At 62.1% G+C, this 16,103-nt stretch carries 15 protein-coding genes and 1 riboswitch; of the genes, 6 read left to right on the top strand and 9 right to left on the bottom strand.

What is annotated here, in order from left to right; translation table 11 throughout:
* Positions 1-4: 4 nt before the first annotated feature.
* From QOM08_RS02450 to QOM08_RS02430, 5 genes are all read right to left on the bottom strand, one after another.
* Positions 5-613: a YqiA/YcfP family alpha/beta fold hydrolase gene (locus QOM08_RS02450; RefSeq protein ID WP_316912518.1), complete on the bottom strand. Its 609-nt coding sequence runs from the start codon at positions 611-613 to the stop codon at positions 5-7.
* 269 nt (positions 614-882) lie between these two features.
* Positions 883-1,239: a DUF6124 family protein gene (locus QOM08_RS02445; protein ID WP_316912517.1), complete on the bottom strand. Its 357-nt coding sequence runs from the start codon at positions 1,237-1,239 to the stop codon at positions 883-885.
* 827 nt (positions 1,240-2,066) lie between these two features.
* Positions 2,067-2,882, bottom strand: a complete 816-nt coding sequence (gene cpdA, locus QOM08_RS02440; RefSeq protein ID WP_316912516.1) for a 3',5'-cyclic-AMP phosphodiesterase — start codon at positions 2,880-2,882, stop codon at positions 2,067-2,069.
* A 123-nt stretch (positions 2,883-3,005) separates the two neighbouring features.
* Positions 3,006-3,458, bottom strand: a complete 453-nt coding sequence (locus tag QOM08_RS02435; protein ID WP_047225883.1) for a DUF1249 domain-containing protein — start codon at positions 3,456-3,458, stop codon at positions 3,006-3,008.
* Positions 3,449-4,066 carry an NUDIX domain-containing protein gene (locus QOM08_RS02430; RefSeq protein WP_076382912.1) on the bottom strand — a complete coding sequence of 206 codons (618 nt, stop codon included), beginning with the start codon at positions 4,064-4,066 and terminating at the stop codon, positions 3,449-3,451. The genes QOM08_RS02435 and QOM08_RS02430 overlap by 10 nt, the downstream gene beginning before the upstream one ends.
* 214 nt (positions 4,067-4,280) lie before the next feature.
* Here QOM08_RS02430 and QOM08_RS02425 point away from each other — a divergent pair, with 214 nt between their 5' ends.
* Entirely contained in the window at positions 4,281-5,027 is a 747-nt protein-coding gene (locus QOM08_RS02425; RefSeq protein ID WP_316912515.1) for a DUF3298 domain-containing protein, read from the top strand.
* Here the strand turns inward: QOM08_RS02425 and cytX are convergent.
* Entirely contained in the window at positions 4,996-6,288 is a 1,293-nt protein-coding gene (gene cytX / locus QOM08_RS02420) for a putative hydroxymethylpyrimidine transporter CytX (RefSeq protein WP_047225886.1), read from the bottom strand. The genes QOM08_RS02425 and cytX overlap by 32 nt on opposite strands.
* A 171-nt stretch (positions 6,289-6,459) precedes the next feature.
* Entirely contained in the window at positions 6,460-8,349 is a 1,890-nt protein-coding gene (gene thiC / locus QOM08_RS02415; protein ID WP_316912514.1) for a phosphomethylpyrimidine synthase ThiC, read from the bottom strand.
* A gap of 175 nt (positions 8,350-8,524) precedes the next feature.
* Positions 8,525-8,630: riboswitch (TPP riboswitch) on the bottom strand.
* Between the two features lie 154 nt (positions 8,631-8,784).
* On the opposite strand from thiC, the gene QOM08_RS02410 reads away from it, so the two are divergent.
* Complete coding sequence (locus QOM08_RS02410; RefSeq protein ID WP_316912513.1) at positions 8,785-10,224, top strand: TolC family outer membrane protein; 1,440 nt, start codon at positions 8,785-8,787, stop codon at positions 10,222-10,224.
* 70 nt (positions 10,225-10,294) lie between these two features.
* Here QOM08_RS02410 and waaA read toward each other — a convergent pair whose 3' ends face one another.
* Both waaA and QOM08_RS02400 read right to left on the bottom strand, forming a co-directional pair.
* Positions 10,295-11,569: a lipid IV(A) 3-deoxy-D-manno-octulosonic acid transferase gene (waaA, locus tag QOM08_RS02405; protein ID WP_316912512.1), complete on the bottom strand. Its 1,275-nt coding sequence runs from the start codon at positions 11,567-11,569 to the stop codon at positions 10,295-10,297.
* A 22-nt stretch (positions 11,570-11,591) separates the two neighbouring features.
* A complete protein-coding gene (locus tag QOM08_RS02400) occupies positions 11,592-12,482 on the bottom strand; it encodes a LysR family transcriptional regulator (protein ID WP_047225890.1) in 891 nt (296 codons plus the stop codon).
* 104 nt (positions 12,483-12,586) lie between these two features.
* On the opposite strand from QOM08_RS02400, the gene QOM08_RS02395 reads away from it, so the two are divergent.
* The 4 genes from QOM08_RS02395 to QOM08_RS02380 all read left to right on the top strand — a co-directional run bounded on the left by QOM08_RS02395 (position 12,587) and on the right by QOM08_RS02380 (position 16,074).
* The gene (locus QOM08_RS02395; protein WP_316912511.1) at positions 12,587-12,919 is read left to right on the top strand and encodes a multidrug efflux SMR transporter; all 333 of its coding nucleotides are present in this window, start codon (positions 12,587-12,589) and stop codon (positions 12,917-12,919) included.
* A 170-nt stretch (positions 12,920-13,089) separates the two neighbouring features.
* Positions 13,090-14,265, top strand: a complete 1,176-nt coding sequence (locus tag QOM08_RS02390; protein ID WP_047225892.1) for an NAD(P)/FAD-dependent oxidoreductase — start codon at positions 13,090-13,092, stop codon at positions 14,263-14,265.
* On the top strand, positions 14,262-15,074 hold the full coding sequence (locus QOM08_RS02385) for an aldo/keto reductase (RefSeq protein WP_047225893.1): 813 nt from the start codon (positions 14,262-14,264) through the stop codon (positions 15,072-15,074). Before QOM08_RS02390 ends, QOM08_RS02385 begins: the two co-directional genes overlap by 4 nt.
* 34 nt (positions 15,075-15,108) lie before the next feature.
* Positions 15,109-16,074 carry a hypothetical protein gene (locus QOM08_RS02380; protein ID WP_047225894.1) on the top strand — a complete coding sequence of 322 codons (966 nt, stop codon included), beginning with the start codon at positions 15,109-15,111 and terminating at the stop codon, positions 16,072-16,074.
* Positions 16,075-16,103 lie beyond the last annotated feature (29 nt).

Below are 16,103 nucleotides of genomic sequence, written 5' to 3'. Positions count from 1 at the left end.
TGGCTCACAGCGACGTGAAGTCGATCGCCTGGTACAAATCGGCGCCAATGCCGGCAAAACTCAACAGTGCCGGCAACTGCTGGGCAAACCCTTGAAAACTGTGGTCGCCGCCGGCCTGGATGCGCAAGGCACAGGCGCGGTAATACTGCTGGGCGTGGCGATAATCCAGCGTTTCGTCACCGGTTTGCAACCATACCTGATACCGCTGCGGATCCTGGGGCGCCGGCACTTCCAGTTCGGCCAGGGCCGTGACGTGGTCGTGGGTCAATTCCCAGGTTTCATCGGTGTACAAATTCTTCTGCGTGCCCAGGTAACCGTCGAACATCCGATGGGGGCTGACCGCAGGGTTGACCAGCAGGGCCTTGAGCCCGTGGCGCTCGGCCAAGTGAGTCGCATAGTAGCCGCCGAGCGAGCTGCCGACCAGCAGTGGGCGGCCCAGTTGTGCAATCGCCTGTTCCAGCTGACCGATGGCCTGGCGGGGGTGGTGGTGCAAGGCTGGCACCAGCAGCTGGTCGCTGAGGCCGAGGCGTGCCATTACTTCGATCAACTGACTGGCCTTGGTCGACGCTGGGGCGCTGTTGAAGCCGTGGATGTAAAGGATCGAACCCGACATTGCCGACTCCCTGGGTGTTGGGCAAAGGGCGGAGTTTACAGGGAGATTGCGGTGATTGGGGGGGATTTGCCCGTGTTGTCGCCTCCTATGATCCGTCGATCACAGCACCTGTGGGAGCGAGCCTGCTCGCGATGGCGGTGGACCCGCTTGCATCAGCGTTGGATGTACCACCATCTTCGCGAGCAAGCTCGCTCCCAAAGTTGGATTGAAGTACTGCCACCGGAGACAGGTCGGCGATAAGTGCTCCCACACAATGCTTCCGCTCGGCGCTAGCGCGGATCGACGATATCCAACGCCCGGTTCGCCAACAATTCACTGAGTTCGATCATCTGCTGGACTCCCAGGGCGAAATGCCGACGCGAGCCTTCCAGATCGAAGGTCAGGTCGCCGAGCAAGGCGTTGGCGGAGGCCAGGGTTTCGCTGAGGTCGGCTAGGAGGGTTTCGGTGTCTGCGCTCTCCGCGACAGAGAACAGTTGGCTTGAGGGTTGTTTCTTCTTGGGTTGGGGCTTGGGGTCGAGATAATGGTCGATGGCGCGCTTGGCGGCTTCATCGAGTTTTTGGGGATCGAGACCGGCGTGGGATGATGAGGGATCAGTTTCGGGGGGATTGGGTGTGGCTTTGAACATGATGTAGTTCCTTTTACGTAGTGGAACCGCCATCTCCCGTTTCCAGGCGAGAAGGTGGCAGCTATGCACGGGCTGGAAAACCGAGGTAAAAGGCAAACCCGGCAGACTCGAAAGTCTCCCGCGCACAGCCGCCATAACGCAGAACTGAACGCTCAAAGCGCCGCAGTATCTCACGGGGCTCGCTGATATGCCTTTTACTCATCGGGTTTCCAGGCCCGGTCGCCAAATTTGCAGCGACGGAAAAAGACTAGCGACAGCCCTTCCCACCCGGCAACCGCCAGAGCTCGTCGGAAAAATCTGCTTGCGTCAGGACGCGTGTCCGACCATTCCCACAAACCCTGGTCGGCTGTCAGGCCGCCATCGCGAGCAGGCTCGCTCCCACAGGAGAAACGCGGTCCCACCCAGAATCAGGTCGGCTATCAGGCCGCCTCGTGGTGGGGTGGACGTTGATCTCGGCGCCCCGTTAACCACGCTGGCCGAACGCAGGCGTTGCGTAGTGGGCAACCCGGCATGGATGCCGGGTTAGCCGCGCTGGGCCATGGATGGCCCTTCGCGGCGGGCCCACGGAGCAATGCCTTCGTTCGGGCATGCCGAGCCTAGGCGAGGCACCGAGTGGTGGGGCAAAAGCGTTTTGCTTACTTTTGCGCTTCTCAAAAGTGAGCCGCTGTAAGAGCGGAACCGCCAGCGGCCGTTACCGCATCAATGGATATGTACCCGGTCAACAAAACCCTGATCGACTGTCAGGCCGCCATCGCGAGCAGGCTCGCTCCCACAGTTTGATGGAAGTACACCGGGAGAAACAGGCCGGCTGTCAGGCCGCCTCGTCCTCAATACCCGTTGGATTCGTAATCAGGGGTAAACGCAAACCCAACCACCCGCTCAACCCCCGTCTCCAACCGCCCATCCGGCAAGAGCCGCAACCACCGATACCCCGGCGCCTGCCCCCCCACCGCAAAATCCTCACTCCCCGGCTCAAACTGAATACAGGTCGAAGGCGAAGCCAACAAACGAACCCCCTCACGCACCTGATCAACCTCCTGATGCACATGCCCCCACAGAACAGCACGCACCTGAGGAAACCGATCCAACACCGCAAACAGCGCCTCAGGATTACGCAACCCAATCGGCTCCATCCACGCACACCCAATCGAAACAGGATGATGATGCAGGCACACCAAGTGATGTCGCTCCGGCGCCTCGCTCAAGGCATTGGCCAACAGAATCAACTGCTCCTCAGCCAAAAACCCCGGCACAGAACCTGGCACGGCAGAATCGAGCATCGTCACCCGCCAATTGCCAATGTCCACCACCGGATCGAGCAACGTACTCTTGACCGCCGCCGTGACCATCACCTGCGGCTCGTCATGATTGCCCGGAATCCAACGCGCCGGCGCGTCGATACGCGCACTCAGCTGCCGAAACGCCTCATAGGACTGCAGCGTCCCGTCCTGGGACAAATCCCCAGTGGCAAGCATCAGATCGATGTTCGGCTGCTGCCTGAGCACCAAGTCAATGACCGCCCGCAGGCTGTCGCGGGTGTTCATGCCCAGCAACGAAGCGTCGGCCTCGGCAAACAGGTGACTGTCAGACAGTTGGACCAGCAGCGCCGTATCGGCGGTGGTCAAGGTGGATACGCTCGGCAAATCGCTCTCTCCCAGGCGCGACTACGCCATTGGATGAAGCGGCAATTATGCTGGGGAAGATCGAAAGGGGAAACCCGCGAACCGGAACCGGTTCACAACCAGTGTCCAGTTTTTGACCGGCAGCTACCGAACAACCTCGAATTCGTGGCCCAGCGCCAGGCAATGACTCAGCCATTCCCCCAGAAACAGGTTCAACTGGGCCTTTTCATCCGGTTGGTGCATCGACGCATTGGGATAAGGATAGATGCCGCGAAAACGTCGCGCATGTTCGGCGCTCACGACTTCGGCCATGCGCGCATCGTGATAGACCTGCACTTCCAGTTGCGGCACCGGCAACCAGGGCAGGCTGTGTTCCTGGCGCACTTGCAAGGTGGTGGTGTATGGGCAAGTTTGCAGCACTTCAATGGCCAGCACGCCGAGCATCTGGTCGCCATGGGTCACGGCGATGCGCCGGGGCGCGGGGTCGTTGCGCATGTCCGGCAACAAGCGCATCAGGCGGGCGTAGTTGGCCTCGCAGGCGGCCTGCAACCCGACCAGATCGACGCGATAACGGTCGCGCAGCTTGCTTAAGACCATAGCCCCCTCACTTCATCGCGATTCAAGGCCAGCCATTGCAAGGCAATGATGCTGGCCGCGTTGCAGATCTGCCCGTCGCGCACTGCTTGCAAGGCATCTTCAAAAGCCCAGACCTTCACACGAATGTCCTCGGCTTCTTCCACAAGCCCATGCAGGCCACCGGCCCCCGCACTGTCGCAACGCCCCAAATAAAGATGCACGAATTCATTGCTGCCGCCCGGCGATGGAAAATACTTGGTCATCGGCCAGAGCGCAGCGAAGACAAGCCCAGCTTCCTCCTGCGCTTCGCGATGAGCAACTTCTTCCGGTTGCTCGTCCTTGTCGATCAGGCCGGCCACCAGTTCCACCAGCCAGGGGTTGGTGGTCTTGCCAATGGCGCCGACGCGAAACTGCTCGATTAATACCACCTCATCGCGTTGCGGATCGTAGGGCAGCACGCACACCGCGTCATGACGCACGAACAGTTCACGGCTGATTTCACGGCTCATGCCACCGGCAAATAACTCGTGGCGCAGGTGGACGCGATCGAGTTTGTAGAAACCCTGAAAGCAGTTTTCACGCTTTACGATGTCCACGGCGCTCGGTGTGGCGTTGGCGAAATCGGTCATGACAGTCCTCGTTTGCAGCGGATCGATGCGAGGTTCCAGCCTCGGCTTCGCGCCATCCTAACGCGCCCGTACCGTTTGATGCAGCCCCTTTCCAGTCATCGGGATAGACGGCTGCCCTCAAAGCCACTCTAATGAGCTTAGTGGCGAACTGATTGCCCTGCCGACAGTCGAAGCGGGTAACTTTTCGCCTTTCCCTGTTTCATGAAGGACGCCCATGTCGCTTTTCAAAACCCTTTGCGTGGCCACTATCGCCCTGACCCTGGGCGCTTGCCAAAGCCTGTTCCAACCCAACTACCGCGCTCCGCTGGAAACCACCCGCGATGCCTCGGAACAACTGCAACCAGGATGCGCCAGCGCCGACTGCCCCCTGGTCAACATTGACACCCTGCGCTTTCCCGCCGAGCCGGCCTTGGATGGCATTATCGAGAAACGCCTGCTGCAAATGACCCGCACCACACCGGACGCTCCGGTGGCGCCGACGCTGGCCGCCTACCGCGAGCAGTTTTTGCGCAGCGCCGCGCCGCGCAACAGCAGTTACTTGCAAGCCAAGGTACGGGAGCAGCATGACGGCTTGGTGATCGTCGAATTGTCCAGTTACCTGGACACTGGCGGTGCACACGGTACGCCGGGGCGCGGTTTCATCAACTATTCGCGCCAGCAGCACAAAGTATTGACGCTGTCGGACATGCTGCTGCCGGGCCAGGAAGAGGCGTTCTGGAAAGCCGTGCAGGTCGCCCACAATAGCTGGCTGATCAGCACCAAACTGGATCAGGAACCGGAGTTCGTGAAGCAGTGGCCGTTCCAGAAAACCCCGAACGTGGCGCTGACCTACGGCGGCGTGATCCTCAAGTACCAAGTGAGCACCATCGCGCCATACGCCCTGGGCCACATCGAACTGAAGATCGCTTACCCACGCCTCAATGGCATCCTCAAGCCCGAGCTGTTTCCCGGCCGTAGTTGAAAGCCCGGCCCAGTATCAGTTGCAGCAACCCTGCCAGGACCAGCGACGGCAGGGTGGCGCCGATGTCCGGGTAGAAGTTGGCCAGCAGGTGATAGGTACTCACCCCGCCCAGCCAGGCCAACAGTGCCGGCCAGCACAACGCCGCTGACACGACCCGGCTGGCGCGCTTGCGCAGGATGAAGTGGTCCACCAGCACCACACCGAACAGCGGTGCGAACACCGAGCCGATCAGCAACAGGAAATTCTGATACTGAGCCAACGGCGCGAAGCAGGCGATCAAGGTGCAGACCACGCCAATCGCCAAGGCCAGGTGCTCGACTTTCAACCCCGTCAGCATGCCGCTGGACACCGCCGCCGAGTGGATATCAGCGAAGGCATTTTCCGATTCATCCAGCAAAATCAGCAGCAGCGGGATGCCCAGCCCGGCGCCCGCCAGGGCCAGCAACAGCGCGTTGACTTCACCGCTCGGCGCGAACGCCAGGGTGTAGGCCACGCCCAGGCTCATCAGCCAGAAATTACCGATAAAGAACCCCAGCGCGGTGCCGCCGAAGACGTTTTTTGCGCGTTTGCCGAAGCGTGAGTAGTCGGCAATCAGCGGCAACCAGGACAGCGGCATGGCTATCGCAATGTCGAAACCGACGGCAAACGGCATCGAACCATCTCCCGCCCGCGCCCACAACGCCGCCAGATCAGCCTTGGCAAACAGGTTCCAGGTCAGCCAGATGCACGCCGCCAGCAGCAGCCAGATGCCCCACTTGCGCAGGACCTTACGCACGAACGTCAGCGGCCCGCTCACTGCCAGCAGGGTCGCCAGTGCGCCGAAAAACAATGTCCACAACAGTGGGTTCGAGCCCAGGCTGCCTTCGCTAAAGGCCCGGGCGCCGAGCAGGCTGGCGGCGTCACGCATGACGATGATTTCGAATGAGCCCCAACCGATCAACTGCAGCAGGTTCAACACCGCCGGCACGCTCGCGCCCTTGCCGCCGAGGCTGAGCTTGAGAGCGGCCATGGCCGACAGGCCGGTGTCGCTGCCGATCACCCCGACGGCCGCCAGCAGCAGGACGCCCACCAGCGTGCCGAGGAAAATCGCCAGCAACGAACCGCTCAGCCCCAGGCCTGGCGCGAGCAAGGCGCCGACCTGCAAGACCATGAGGCCGATGCCGAGGGAGAACCACAGGGAAAACAGATCGCGGGCGCCGAAGACGCGCCTGTCCAGGGGGACGGCGGCGTCGGGGGAGTAGGTGCTGGGTTGGATGTTCAAGGGTTGTTATCTCGGGGGGATATTTGTTGTTCTGCTGATTGCTATCGCGAGCAGGCTCGCTCCCACAGGAGATTTGCGGCGAACACAAAATTTGTGAACAACCGAGATCCACTGTGGGAGCGAGCCTGCTCGCGATGACGGCGGTGAAGTCACCGCCGCCCTCAGCATTGATCAGACTTTCTTATAAAGCTGACTACCTTCCTTCTTGAACCGCTCAGCCTGTTCCGCCAAGCCCTGGGCAACCTCGACATCCACCGCTTCAATGCGCTGGTTGGCCGCGTACTCGCGCACTTCCTGGGTGATTTTCATCGAGCAGAACTTCGGCCCGCACATCGAGCAGAAATGCGCGACCTTGGCCGAATCCTTCGGCAGGGTTTCGTCGTGGTACGAGCGGGCGGTGTCCGGGTCCAGGCCGAGGTTGAACTGGTCTTCCCAGCGGAACTCGAAACGCGCCTTGCTCAAGGCGTTGTCGCGGATTTGCGCGCCTGGGTGCCCTTTGGCCAGATCGGCAGCATGCGCGGCGATCTTGTAGGTGATGATCCCGGTCTTCACGTCATCCTTGTTCGGCAGCCCCAAGTGTTCTTTCGGGGTGACGTAGCAGAGCATGGCGCAACCGAACCAACCAATCATCGCCGCACCGATACCGGAGGTGATGTGGTCATAGCCCGGTGCAATGTCGGTGGTCAGCGGGCCGAGGGTGTAGAATGGCGCCTCGTCGCAGCACTCCAACTGCTTGTCCATGTTCTCTTTGATCAACTGCATCGGCACGTGGCCCGGGCCTTCGATCATGCACTGCACGTCATGCTTCCAGGCGATCTTGGTCAGCTCGCCGAGGGTTTCCAGCTCACCGAACTGCGCTTCGTCGTTGGCGTCGGCAATCGAACCCGGACGCAGGCCATCGCCCAGCGAGAAGCTGACGTCGTAGGCCTTCATGATTTCGCAGATGTCTTCGAAGTGGGTGTAGAGGAAGTTCTCTTTGTGGTGCGCCAGGCACCACTTGGCCATGATCGAACCACCACGGCTGACGATGCCGGTGACGCGCTTGGCGGTCATCGGCACATAACGCAACAGCACGCCGGCGTGGATGGTGAAGTAGTCGACGCCCTGCTCGGCCTGTTCGATCAACGTGTCGCGGAACAGCTCCCAGGTCAGGTCTTCGGCCACGCCGCCGACTTTTTCCAGGGCCTGATAGATCGGCACGGTGCCGATCGGAACCGGCGAGTTGCGGATGATCCACTCGCGGGTTTCGTGGATGTGCTTGCCGGTGGACAGGTCCATGACCGTGTCCGAACCCCAGCGAATGCCCCAGGTCAGCTTCGCCACTTCTTCTTCGATGGACGAGCCCAGTGCGCTGTTGCCGATGTTGCCGTTGATCTTCACCAGGAAGTTACGGCCGATGATCATCGGTTCCAGTTCGGTGTGGTTGATGTTGGCCGGGATGATCGCGCGCCCCCGGGCGATTTCGTCACGCACGAATTCCGGGGTGATGACTTTCGGCACACTGGCACCGAAGCTGTGGCCGGCGTGTTGCTGGTCCAGCAGGCCGGCGGCGCGGGCCACTTCCAGCTTCATGTTTTCGCGGATGGCGACGTATTCCATCTCGGCGGTGATGATGCCTTTGCGCGCGTAGTGCATCTGGCTGACGTTGGCGCCGGGCTTGGCGCGACGCGGGTTGTTCACATGGGCGAAGCGCAGTTTGGTCAGCTCGGGATCGGCCAGGCGTTCCTGGCCGAAGTTGGAGCTCAGTCCCGCCAGGCGTTCGGTGTCGCCACGGGCTTCGATCCACGGTGAGCGCACATCGGCCAGGCCTTTGCGCACGTCGACGATCACATTCGGGTCGGTGTAGGGACCCGAAGTGTCGTACACCACCACGGGCGCATTGATTTCGCCGCCGAAGTCGGTGGGGGTCACGTCGAGGCTGATTTCGCGCATGGGCACGCGAATATCCGGGCGGCTGCCCTGGACATAGATTTTTTGCGAGCGGGTAAAGGGCTGAACCGATTGCTCATCGACCTTGGCCGAATCACTGAGGTTGGTCGCGTTTTTTGATTTTGTCGTCATCACGGGCTCTCCAGACACACATCCAGGCAGTGGATTTTTGTCGGAGCGAACCTGTAACGAATGGACGCGTCCCTGCACGAGAGTGCGGACGCTGTGCTTGCTGCTCGAGGATGCTCGAAGATCGAAAGTCGATTGTCGAACAACATCCCGGACGAAGCACAAGAGGACTCGCCGGGTGACGAGAAATCTTGTTCCCTACGCAGGCGCTAACCTGATCAGGTTCAACGGGATCCGAAATTATTCGATCTCAGCCTCATAGCAAGGCACCCCGACAAGAACCCGGCCAGTCTAGACATAACCACCGCAGAACGCCATCGCGACGGCAAAAGGCGTGATGAATGGCGCATATACAGGATTGTTGCCGTGCGTGCGCGCAACTACACTCGCTACGCCGCGCCTCTTGTGCGCAATCATTTGAGAAGTAGGGAACGCCTCATGCTGCGCAAACTCTCACTGGCCCTTGCCGTGTCTTGTGCGTCCAATGGAATGGCCTGGGCTGCCGAAGCGCCCTTGACCACCAAAACCGATCTGGTGAGCGTGTATCAGGAAGCGGTGGACAACAACGCCGACCTGGCCGCCGCCCGCGCCCAGTATGGCGCCCAGAAAGAAGTGGTGCCCCAGGCGCGCGCCGGGTTGCTACCCAACCTGTCGGCCGGTGCCGACCTGAACAACACCCGTACCGAGCTCGACCAGCCAGCCATGACCGCCTCCCGTAGCGGTACGGTCTACCAGGCCACGCTGTCCCAGCCGATTTTCCGTGCCGATCGCTGGTTTCAGTTCCAGGCGGCGAAGTCGGTCAACGAACAAGCATCGCTGCAACTCTCGGCCACTGAACAGAACATGATCCTGCAAAGCGCCGAGAGCTATTTCAACGTGCTGCGCAGCCAGGACAACCTGGCCTCGACCAAGGCCGAAGAAGCGGCGTTCAAGCGTCAGCTCGACCAGTCCAACGAGCGCTTCGACGTAGGCCTGTCGGACAAGACCGACGTGCTGCAATCCCAGGCCAGCTACGACACCGCGCGAGCCAACCGGATCCTGGCCCAGCGTCAGGTCGACGACGCCTTCGAAGCCCTGATCACCCTGACCAACCGTCAGTACAACTCGCTCCAGGGCATCGTCCACACGCTGCCGATCCTGCCGCCGGCACCGAACGACGCCAAGGCCTGGGTCGATACGGCCGCCAAGCAGAACCTCAATCTACTGGCCAGCAACTACGCCGTCACGGCCGCCGAGGACACCCTGCGTCAGCGCAAGTCCGGGCATGCCCCGACCCTCGATGCGATCGCCCAATACAAAAAAGGCGACAACGATGGCCTCGGTTTTACCAACCCCAGCCCTACCGGTCAGCGTTATGGTGGTGATGCCGAGCAACGCACCATCGGCCTGCAATTGAGCATCCCGATCTACAGCGGCGGGCTGACCAGCTCTCAGGTGCGCGAATCCTACTCGCAACTGACTCAGACCGAACAACAGCGCGAGGCCCTGCGCCGGCAGGTGGTGGAGAACACCCGCAACCTGCACCGGGCGGTGAATACCGATGTGGAACAGGTCCAGGCCCGCCGCCAGTCCATCATCTCCAACCAGAGCGCAGTGGAAGCCACGGAGATCGGTTACCAGGTGGGCACGCGCAACATCGTCGATGTACTCGATGCCCAGCGTCAGCTGTACACCTCGGTGCGCAACTACAACAACGCCCGCTATGACTACATCCTCGACAACCTGCGGCTCAAGCAGGCAGCGGGTACGTTGAGCCCGTCGGATCTGCAGGACCTGTCGCGCTATCTCAAACCCGACTACAACCCGGACAAGGACTTTCTACCGCCGGATCTGGCACAGGCTGCGGCGGAGCAACTGCGCTCGCGGCCGGCGCAGTAACCCCTCGGAGGGAAGCCCCCTCAGCAACCTCCTGTGGGAGCAAGCTTTGCTCCCACAGATATTCAGTCGCTCAGTCGATCAACCGCCCCAACCCCTCCAGTAACCGCTGCAACGCGCCCTGGTTGGTGCGCATCACCGCAAGCCCCGCCTCGGCCATGCGCTGGGCATCGCGGGGCAGTTCGAACAGGCGTTGTACCGCCAGGGCCAGGCTTTCGGCATCTTCGACTTCCGCCAGCGCCCCGGCAGCCCGCAGTTGCGCGGCGATTTCGAGGAAGTTGAACAGGTGCGGCCCGCTGAGCACCGGCTTGGCCAGTGCCGCCGGTTCCAGCAGGTTATGGCCGCCGTTGGGTACCAGGCTGCCGCCGACAAACGCGCTGTCGGCCAGCGCGTAGAGAAACAACAGCTCGCCCATGGTATCGCCCAGCAGCACCGAGGTCTGGGCAGTGACGGGCTGTGCGCTGGAACGCCGCACCGTGGCGAAACCTTCGTTCTCACACAATTGATGCACTGAATCGAAACGCTCGGGATGGCGCGGCACCAGAATCAGCAACGCATCGGGATAACTGGCGAGCAACCGACGGTGGGCGGCCAGCACCACCTCATCTTCGCCTTCATGGGTACTGGCGGCGATCCACACCGGGCGTTCCGTCGCTTGCCACTCATGGCGCAAGGCGCTGGCGCTTTCCAGCAGCTGCGGGTCGATGGTCAGGTCGAACTTGATCGAACCGGTGACCTCGACGGTTTGCGCCCGGGCACCCAACTGGCGCAAGCGCTCGGCCTCGGCTTCGGTCTGGACAGCGAACAGGCTCATCTCGGCGAGCATTGGCCGGGTGAGTTTGGGCAAACGTGCATAACCGCGCGCAGAACGCTCCGACAGTCGTGCGTTGGCCAGGGCAACAGGAATGCCGCGCCTGGCACATTGATGAATGTGGTTGGGCCACAACTCGGTTTCCATGATCACCGCCAGCACCGGCCGAACCCGATCGAGGAAACGGTTGGCCGCGCAGGGCAAGTCGTAGGGCAAATAGCAATGCTGGATGCGCGGCTCGTTGGCGAACAACGCCTGGATGCGCTCGGAACCGGTGGGCGTCATGCAGGTGACCGTGATCGGCAGCTGTGGATAACGTTGCAGCAAGGCGCGGATCATCGGCGCGGCGGCAATGCTCTCGCCCACCGATACGGCGTGGACCCAGATGCCTCCCGGCACCATCACCGGCAACCCCCAGGAAAAACGCTCGCCGATGCGCCGGGCGTAGGCCGGCGCCTTGCGTGCCCGCAACCAGAGCCGAATCGCTACCAGTGGCAGCCCCAGATAAAACAATGCGCTATAGAGAGTTCTGTTCATGGCGGCGGAGTTTATCGGGTTTTCAGCCGATCGCCTGCAACTGCACGGCAAAACGTTCCGCCAGCCAGCGCGCGGCCGGGCCCAAAGGCTCGTCGCGGCGCCAGACCAGTTCCACCACCAGGGCCGGCGGGGTCCACTCACTGTTGAGCTCGACCATATCCCCCAGGTACGCCGGGTACTGCACCACATGCCGTGGCAGCCACGCCCAGCCCAGGCCGCTTCTCAGCCATTCGGCCAAGACGTAGAAACTGTCGGCGCGCCAGACCTGCGGGCTGGCCTGTTCACTCCCAGGGTAGACACTGGACTGGGTCGCCATGAGCAATTGCCGATGCCGGGCCATTTCCAGGCAGGTCACGTAATCATGGCTCGCCAGTGGATGCCCCCTGCCACAGACCGTGACCATCTCGACGCTGCCCAGCACCCGGCGCTCCAGCGCTTCGGGGATCTGGTCGTGATAAAACAACAACCCCAGGTCAGCGCGGCGCTCCACCAGTTTGCGCGCCACATCGCCCTGCGCGGCGCTGGCCAGTTGTACCTCGAGGGTCGGGAACCGCTCGGCCAGGGCCGCCAGGCTGTCGATGACCGGCTGATAGGGCATCGCCTCATCCTGAGCCAGGCGCAACATCGCCTCCTGACCGCGCATCAGGGCCAGGGCCCGGCCATTGAGACGCTCACACTGGCGCAGCACTTCCCGCGCCTCTTCCAACAAGGCCTCGCCGGCTTCGGTGAGCTTCGGCTGGCGGCCACTGCTGCGCTCGAACAGCGTCACGCCCAGATCGGTTTCCAACAACGCAATCGCGCTGCTAATGGCCGATTGAGCCTTGCGCTGGTCCCGCGCCACGGCGGAAAACGAACGTTTCTCGGCGACACCGACAAACAGCCGCAGTTGCTCCAGATTCCACAGAACACTCATGACCCGACCTATCTCGTATACAGATAGGTAATGACTTTACCCCATCTGACAGCGCCCTAAAATGTCCACACAGAAAGACGCACCCTTCAAGAGGATTTTCGCCTATGAACGCTTACTACTACCTGGCCATCGCCATCTGCGCCGAAGTGATCGCCACCGTGTCGATGAAAGCGATCAAAGGCTTGAGCACACCCCTGCCTCTGCTGCTGGTGATCGTCGGCTACGGCATCGCATTCTGGATGCTGACCCTGGTGGTGCGCACCGTTCCGGTGGGCGTGGCGTATGCGGTCTGGGCCGGGATGGGGATCGTCATGGTCAGCGTGGCAGCGCTGTTCATCTACGGGCAGAAGCTGGATGTGCCGGCGATGCTGGGGATGGCGTTGATTGTGCTGGGGGTTGTGGTGATTCAGCTCTTTTCCAAGACGGCCGGGCACTGAAGCTGCAAGCTGCAAGCTGCAAGCTGCAAGCTGCAAGCTGCAAGCTGCAAGCTGCAAGCTGCAAGCTGCAAGCTGCAAGCTGCAAGCTGCAAGCAAAGGCTATCCCTCTTGCTTGTAACTTGCAGCTTGAAGCTTGAAACTTGCCGCTTCATTTCCCGCGAGGTCGCTGCATGCCATCCGTTATTTCCACCGACGTTCTGATTGTCGGCGCCGGAGTCGCCGGCCTCTGGCTGAATGCGCGCCTGCGCCGCCAGGGCTTTTCGACTGTGTTGGTGGAAAGCGCCAGCCTCGGCGGCGGGCAGAGCATCAAATCCCAGGGCATCATCCATGGTGGCGCCAAGTACGCCTTGCACGGTGCCCTCACCGGCGCCTCGGAAGCCATCGCCGACATGCCACGCCGCTGGCGCGAAGCCCTGGCTGGCGAGGGCGAACTGGATCTGTCCGGCGTGCGCCTGCTGTCCGAAGCTCACTACCTCTGGTCTCCCGGCACCCTGGCCGGCAATCTCACCAGCTTCTTCGCCAGCAAGGCCGTGCGTGGGCGGGTCGATCAGGTCAAGGGCGAGCAACTGCCGCCGGCCCTGCAAGACAAGCGCTTCAAGGGCAAGGTCTATCGCCTGGCCGAGTTGGTGGTGGACGTCCCCAGCCTGCTTGCGCGGCTGGCAGATCTGGCCGGCGATGGTTTGCTGGCCGGCAAAGATATCGAGCCGTTGCGCGACGGCGACGAACTGATCGGCCTCAAGGTTGATGGCCGCGAGATCCGCGCCCAGCGTATCGTCCTCAGCGCCGGGGCCGGCACCGCCGATCTGCTCAGTGCCCTGGGCCTGGAGCAACCGGCCATGCAGCGTCGGCCGTTGCACATGGTGCTGGTCAAGGGACCGAGCCTCAAGCCGCTGTACGCCCACTGCCTGGGGGGCGGGCCGAAGCCGCGCATCACCGTGACCACCCACCCGGCCGCCGATGGCCAATGGGTCTGGTACCTGGGCGGCGACATTGCCGAAGCCGACGGCGTGGCCCGCGAGCCCGCCGCGCAGATTGCTACCGCCCAGAAAGAACTTGGCCAATTGCTGCCCTGGGTCGACCTCAGCGCCGCACAATGGGCCACGCTGCGGGTCGACCGCGCCGAACCGCTGCAATCGGGCCTGACCCGCCCGGACAACGCCTTTCTCGCCGAACAGGATCGCCTGCTGGTGGGCTGGCCGACCAAACTGGCCCTGGCCCCGGACTTTGCCGATCGAGTGATCGCCACGCTGCAACGCGATGGCATCACCCCCAGCCATCCGGCGCCATTGCCGGACCTGCCGAAACCGCCCATGGGCATCCCGGCCTGGGAGCAACTGCTGCCATGAGCCAACCGACCCTGCACGACTTGCATCGCCCGCTGGGCAATAACGGCCCGCGGGTTTCACCCCTGGGCCTGGGGACCGTCAAGCTCGGCCGCGACCAGGGGGTCAAATACCCCAACGGTTTCCAGATTCCCGATGACGACGAAGCGCGCATGCTGCTCAAACTGGCGCGTGACCTGGGCATCAACCTGATCGACACCGCGCCGGCCTATGGCCGCAGCGAAGAACGCCTGGGCCCGTTGTTGCGCGGCCAGCGTCAGGATTGGGTGATTGTCAGCAAGGTCGGTGAAGAGTTCAGTGACGGCCAGTCGCACCACGATTTCAGTGCCGCCCACACCCGACTCTCGGTGGAACGCAGCCTCAAGCGCCTGGAAACGGACTACATCGACATGGTGCTGGTGCACTCCGACGGCAACGACCTGGCGATCCTCAACGACAGCGAGGTCTACCCGACCCTGGCGGCGCTCAAGCGCGAGGGCAAGATCGGCGGCTTCGGCTTTTCCGGCAAAACCGTCGAGGGCGGTTTGAAAGCCCTGGAGCAAGGCGATTGCGCGATGGTCACCTACAATCTGAACGAACGAAACGAGAAGACTGTCATTGACTACGCAGCCTTGCATGGCAAGGCCATTCTGGTGAAGAAAGCCTTGGCCAGCGGTCACGTCTGCCTGAACCCTGGCGTGGACCCGGTCCGGGCCAGCTTCGAACTGTTGTTTGAACATCCCGGTGTCGCCAGTGCTATTGTCGGCACCATCAATCCGCTGCACCTCGCCCATAACGTCGCGACCGTAGCCAAGGTCCTACGTAAAAACTGACGCCGCCCTGCGCGGCCTTAAGGAAGGAGCCGACATGCCGCGCACGCTCATCAGAAAAAACCCCAGCAACTTCAAGACCCTGCCCCTGTTCGTCGAAGCGACACCCGAAGGCCTGACTTACCAGAGCGTCGGGATGCCATTGAATTTTTCCCAAACCCTGCAGCGGCGCCGTCCGGTGACGGTGGACGACCCCGAGCGTTTTTCCCTGGAACTGGCAAACCTCGGTGTCTCGGTGCGCCTGACCCTGCACTGGCAGAACCGCGACTATTGGGTGCTGGTGCGCCAGCGTCGACAGGACCGCGGCGACGTGGTGCTCAAGTTGATTTCCGGTTATGTCCCGGCCCATGAGCTGAACCTGCCGCTGCTCACCGCCATCAGTGAAATTGCCGAAGAATGCCTTCTGGAAACCCCCGAGGGCTGGCTTGGCGGACGCTTCAATGACACCTGGTTGCCCGCGCCCTACGCCACCGCCCTGCATTATCGTGAAGCCTTGCCGTTTCGCCTGACGCCGCTGTCCGGTTCGGCCCGCCCAGTGCGCAGCGCCAACCTGCAACTGATCGAGCGACCACGCGCCTACGTGCACCTGCCGACGGCCTCGCTGCAACTGATTTACGATTTGCGCCTGGATGTGCCCAAGGAAGCCAAGTCCCTGAGCCTGTTTCATGTGGATGAGCGCCTGGAGGGAGACCAACTGGTGGCGCGCCTGGACCGCAAGCGACCTGATCTTTACCTGATGCCGCTACAGGACGGCCAACCCTTGCCCGAGCTGTACACCTTGAAGAAGGATCAACTGTACCCGGCCAGCACCCGCGGGCTGTACCTGGCGGAGAGTTTTGCCAGGCAGGACGGCTGGCTGGTACGAGACGAGCGGATTCGCTGGAAGGATTGGCTGCACCAGCAAGGGCTGACGCCACCGGGCAAGGAGTCGGGGCTGACCCGGCTGAGGGGCAAGGCCCGGCAATTGCTCAAGAAGATCGTGCCGCGCAAGGTGGCTCGTTAACGTCATCGAGTTGATGATGGGCCCTATGG

Origin of the sequence: Pseudomonas sp. P105, from assembly GCF_032614175.1 — a bacterium.
Taxonomy (GTDB): Bacteria; Pseudomonadota; Gammaproteobacteria; order Pseudomonadales; family Pseudomonadaceae; genus Aquipseudomonas; species Aquipseudomonas rhizophila.
Note: the sequence above shows the minus strand (reverse complement) of the source record. Positions and strands in the feature narration are given on the sequence as shown.

Bases quoted from the DNA above. Each gene is read 5' to 3' on its own strand.
- QOM08_RS02435 (WP_047225883.1), bottom strand. From the start codon at position 3,458: ATGGTCTTAAGCAAGCTGCGCGACCGTTATCGCGTCGATCTGGTCGGG.
- QOM08_RS02385 (WP_047225893.1), top strand. From the start codon at position 14,262: ATGAGCCAACCGACCCTGCACGACTTGCATCGCCCGCTGGGCAATAAC.
- QOM08_RS02450 (WP_316912518.1), bottom strand. From the start codon at position 613: ATGTCGGGTTCGATCCTTTACATCCACGGCTTCAACAGCGCCCCAGCG.
- QOM08_RS02430 (WP_076382912.1), bottom strand. From the start codon at position 4,066: ATGACCGATTTCGCCAACGCCACACCGAGCGCCGTGGACATCGTAAAG.
- QOM08_RS02380 (WP_047225894.1), top strand. From the start codon at position 15,109: ATGCCGCGCACGCTCATCAGAAAAAACCCCAGCAACTTCAAGACCCTG.
- QOM08_RS02395 (WP_316912511.1), top strand. From the start codon at position 12,587: ATGAACGCTTACTACTACCTGGCCATCGCCATCTGCGCCGAAGTGATC.
- QOM08_RS02410 (WP_316912513.1), top strand. From the start codon at position 8,785: ATGCTGCGCAAACTCTCACTGGCCCTTGCCGTGTCTTGTGCGTCCAAT.
- thiC (WP_316912514.1), bottom strand. From the start codon at position 8,349: ATGACGACAAAATCAAAAAACGCGACCAACCTCAGTGATTCGGCCAAG.
- QOM08_RS02445 (WP_316912517.1), bottom strand. From the start codon at position 1,239: ATGTTCAAAGCCACACCCAATCCCCCCGAAACTGATCCCTCATCATCC.
- QOM08_RS02390 (WP_047225892.1), top strand. From the start codon at position 13,090: ATGCCATCCGTTATTTCCACCGACGTTCTGATTGTCGGCGCCGGAGTC.
- waaA (WP_316912512.1), bottom strand. From the start codon at position 11,569: ATGAACAGAACTCTCTATAGCGCATTGTTTTATCTGGGGCTGCCACTG.
- QOM08_RS02400 (WP_047225890.1), bottom strand. From the start codon at position 12,482: ATGAGTGTTCTGTGGAATCTGGAGCAACTGCGGCTGTTTGTCGGTGTC.
- QOM08_RS02425 (WP_316912515.1), top strand. From the start codon at position 4,281: ATGTCGCTTTTCAAAACCCTTTGCGTGGCCACTATCGCCCTGACCCTG.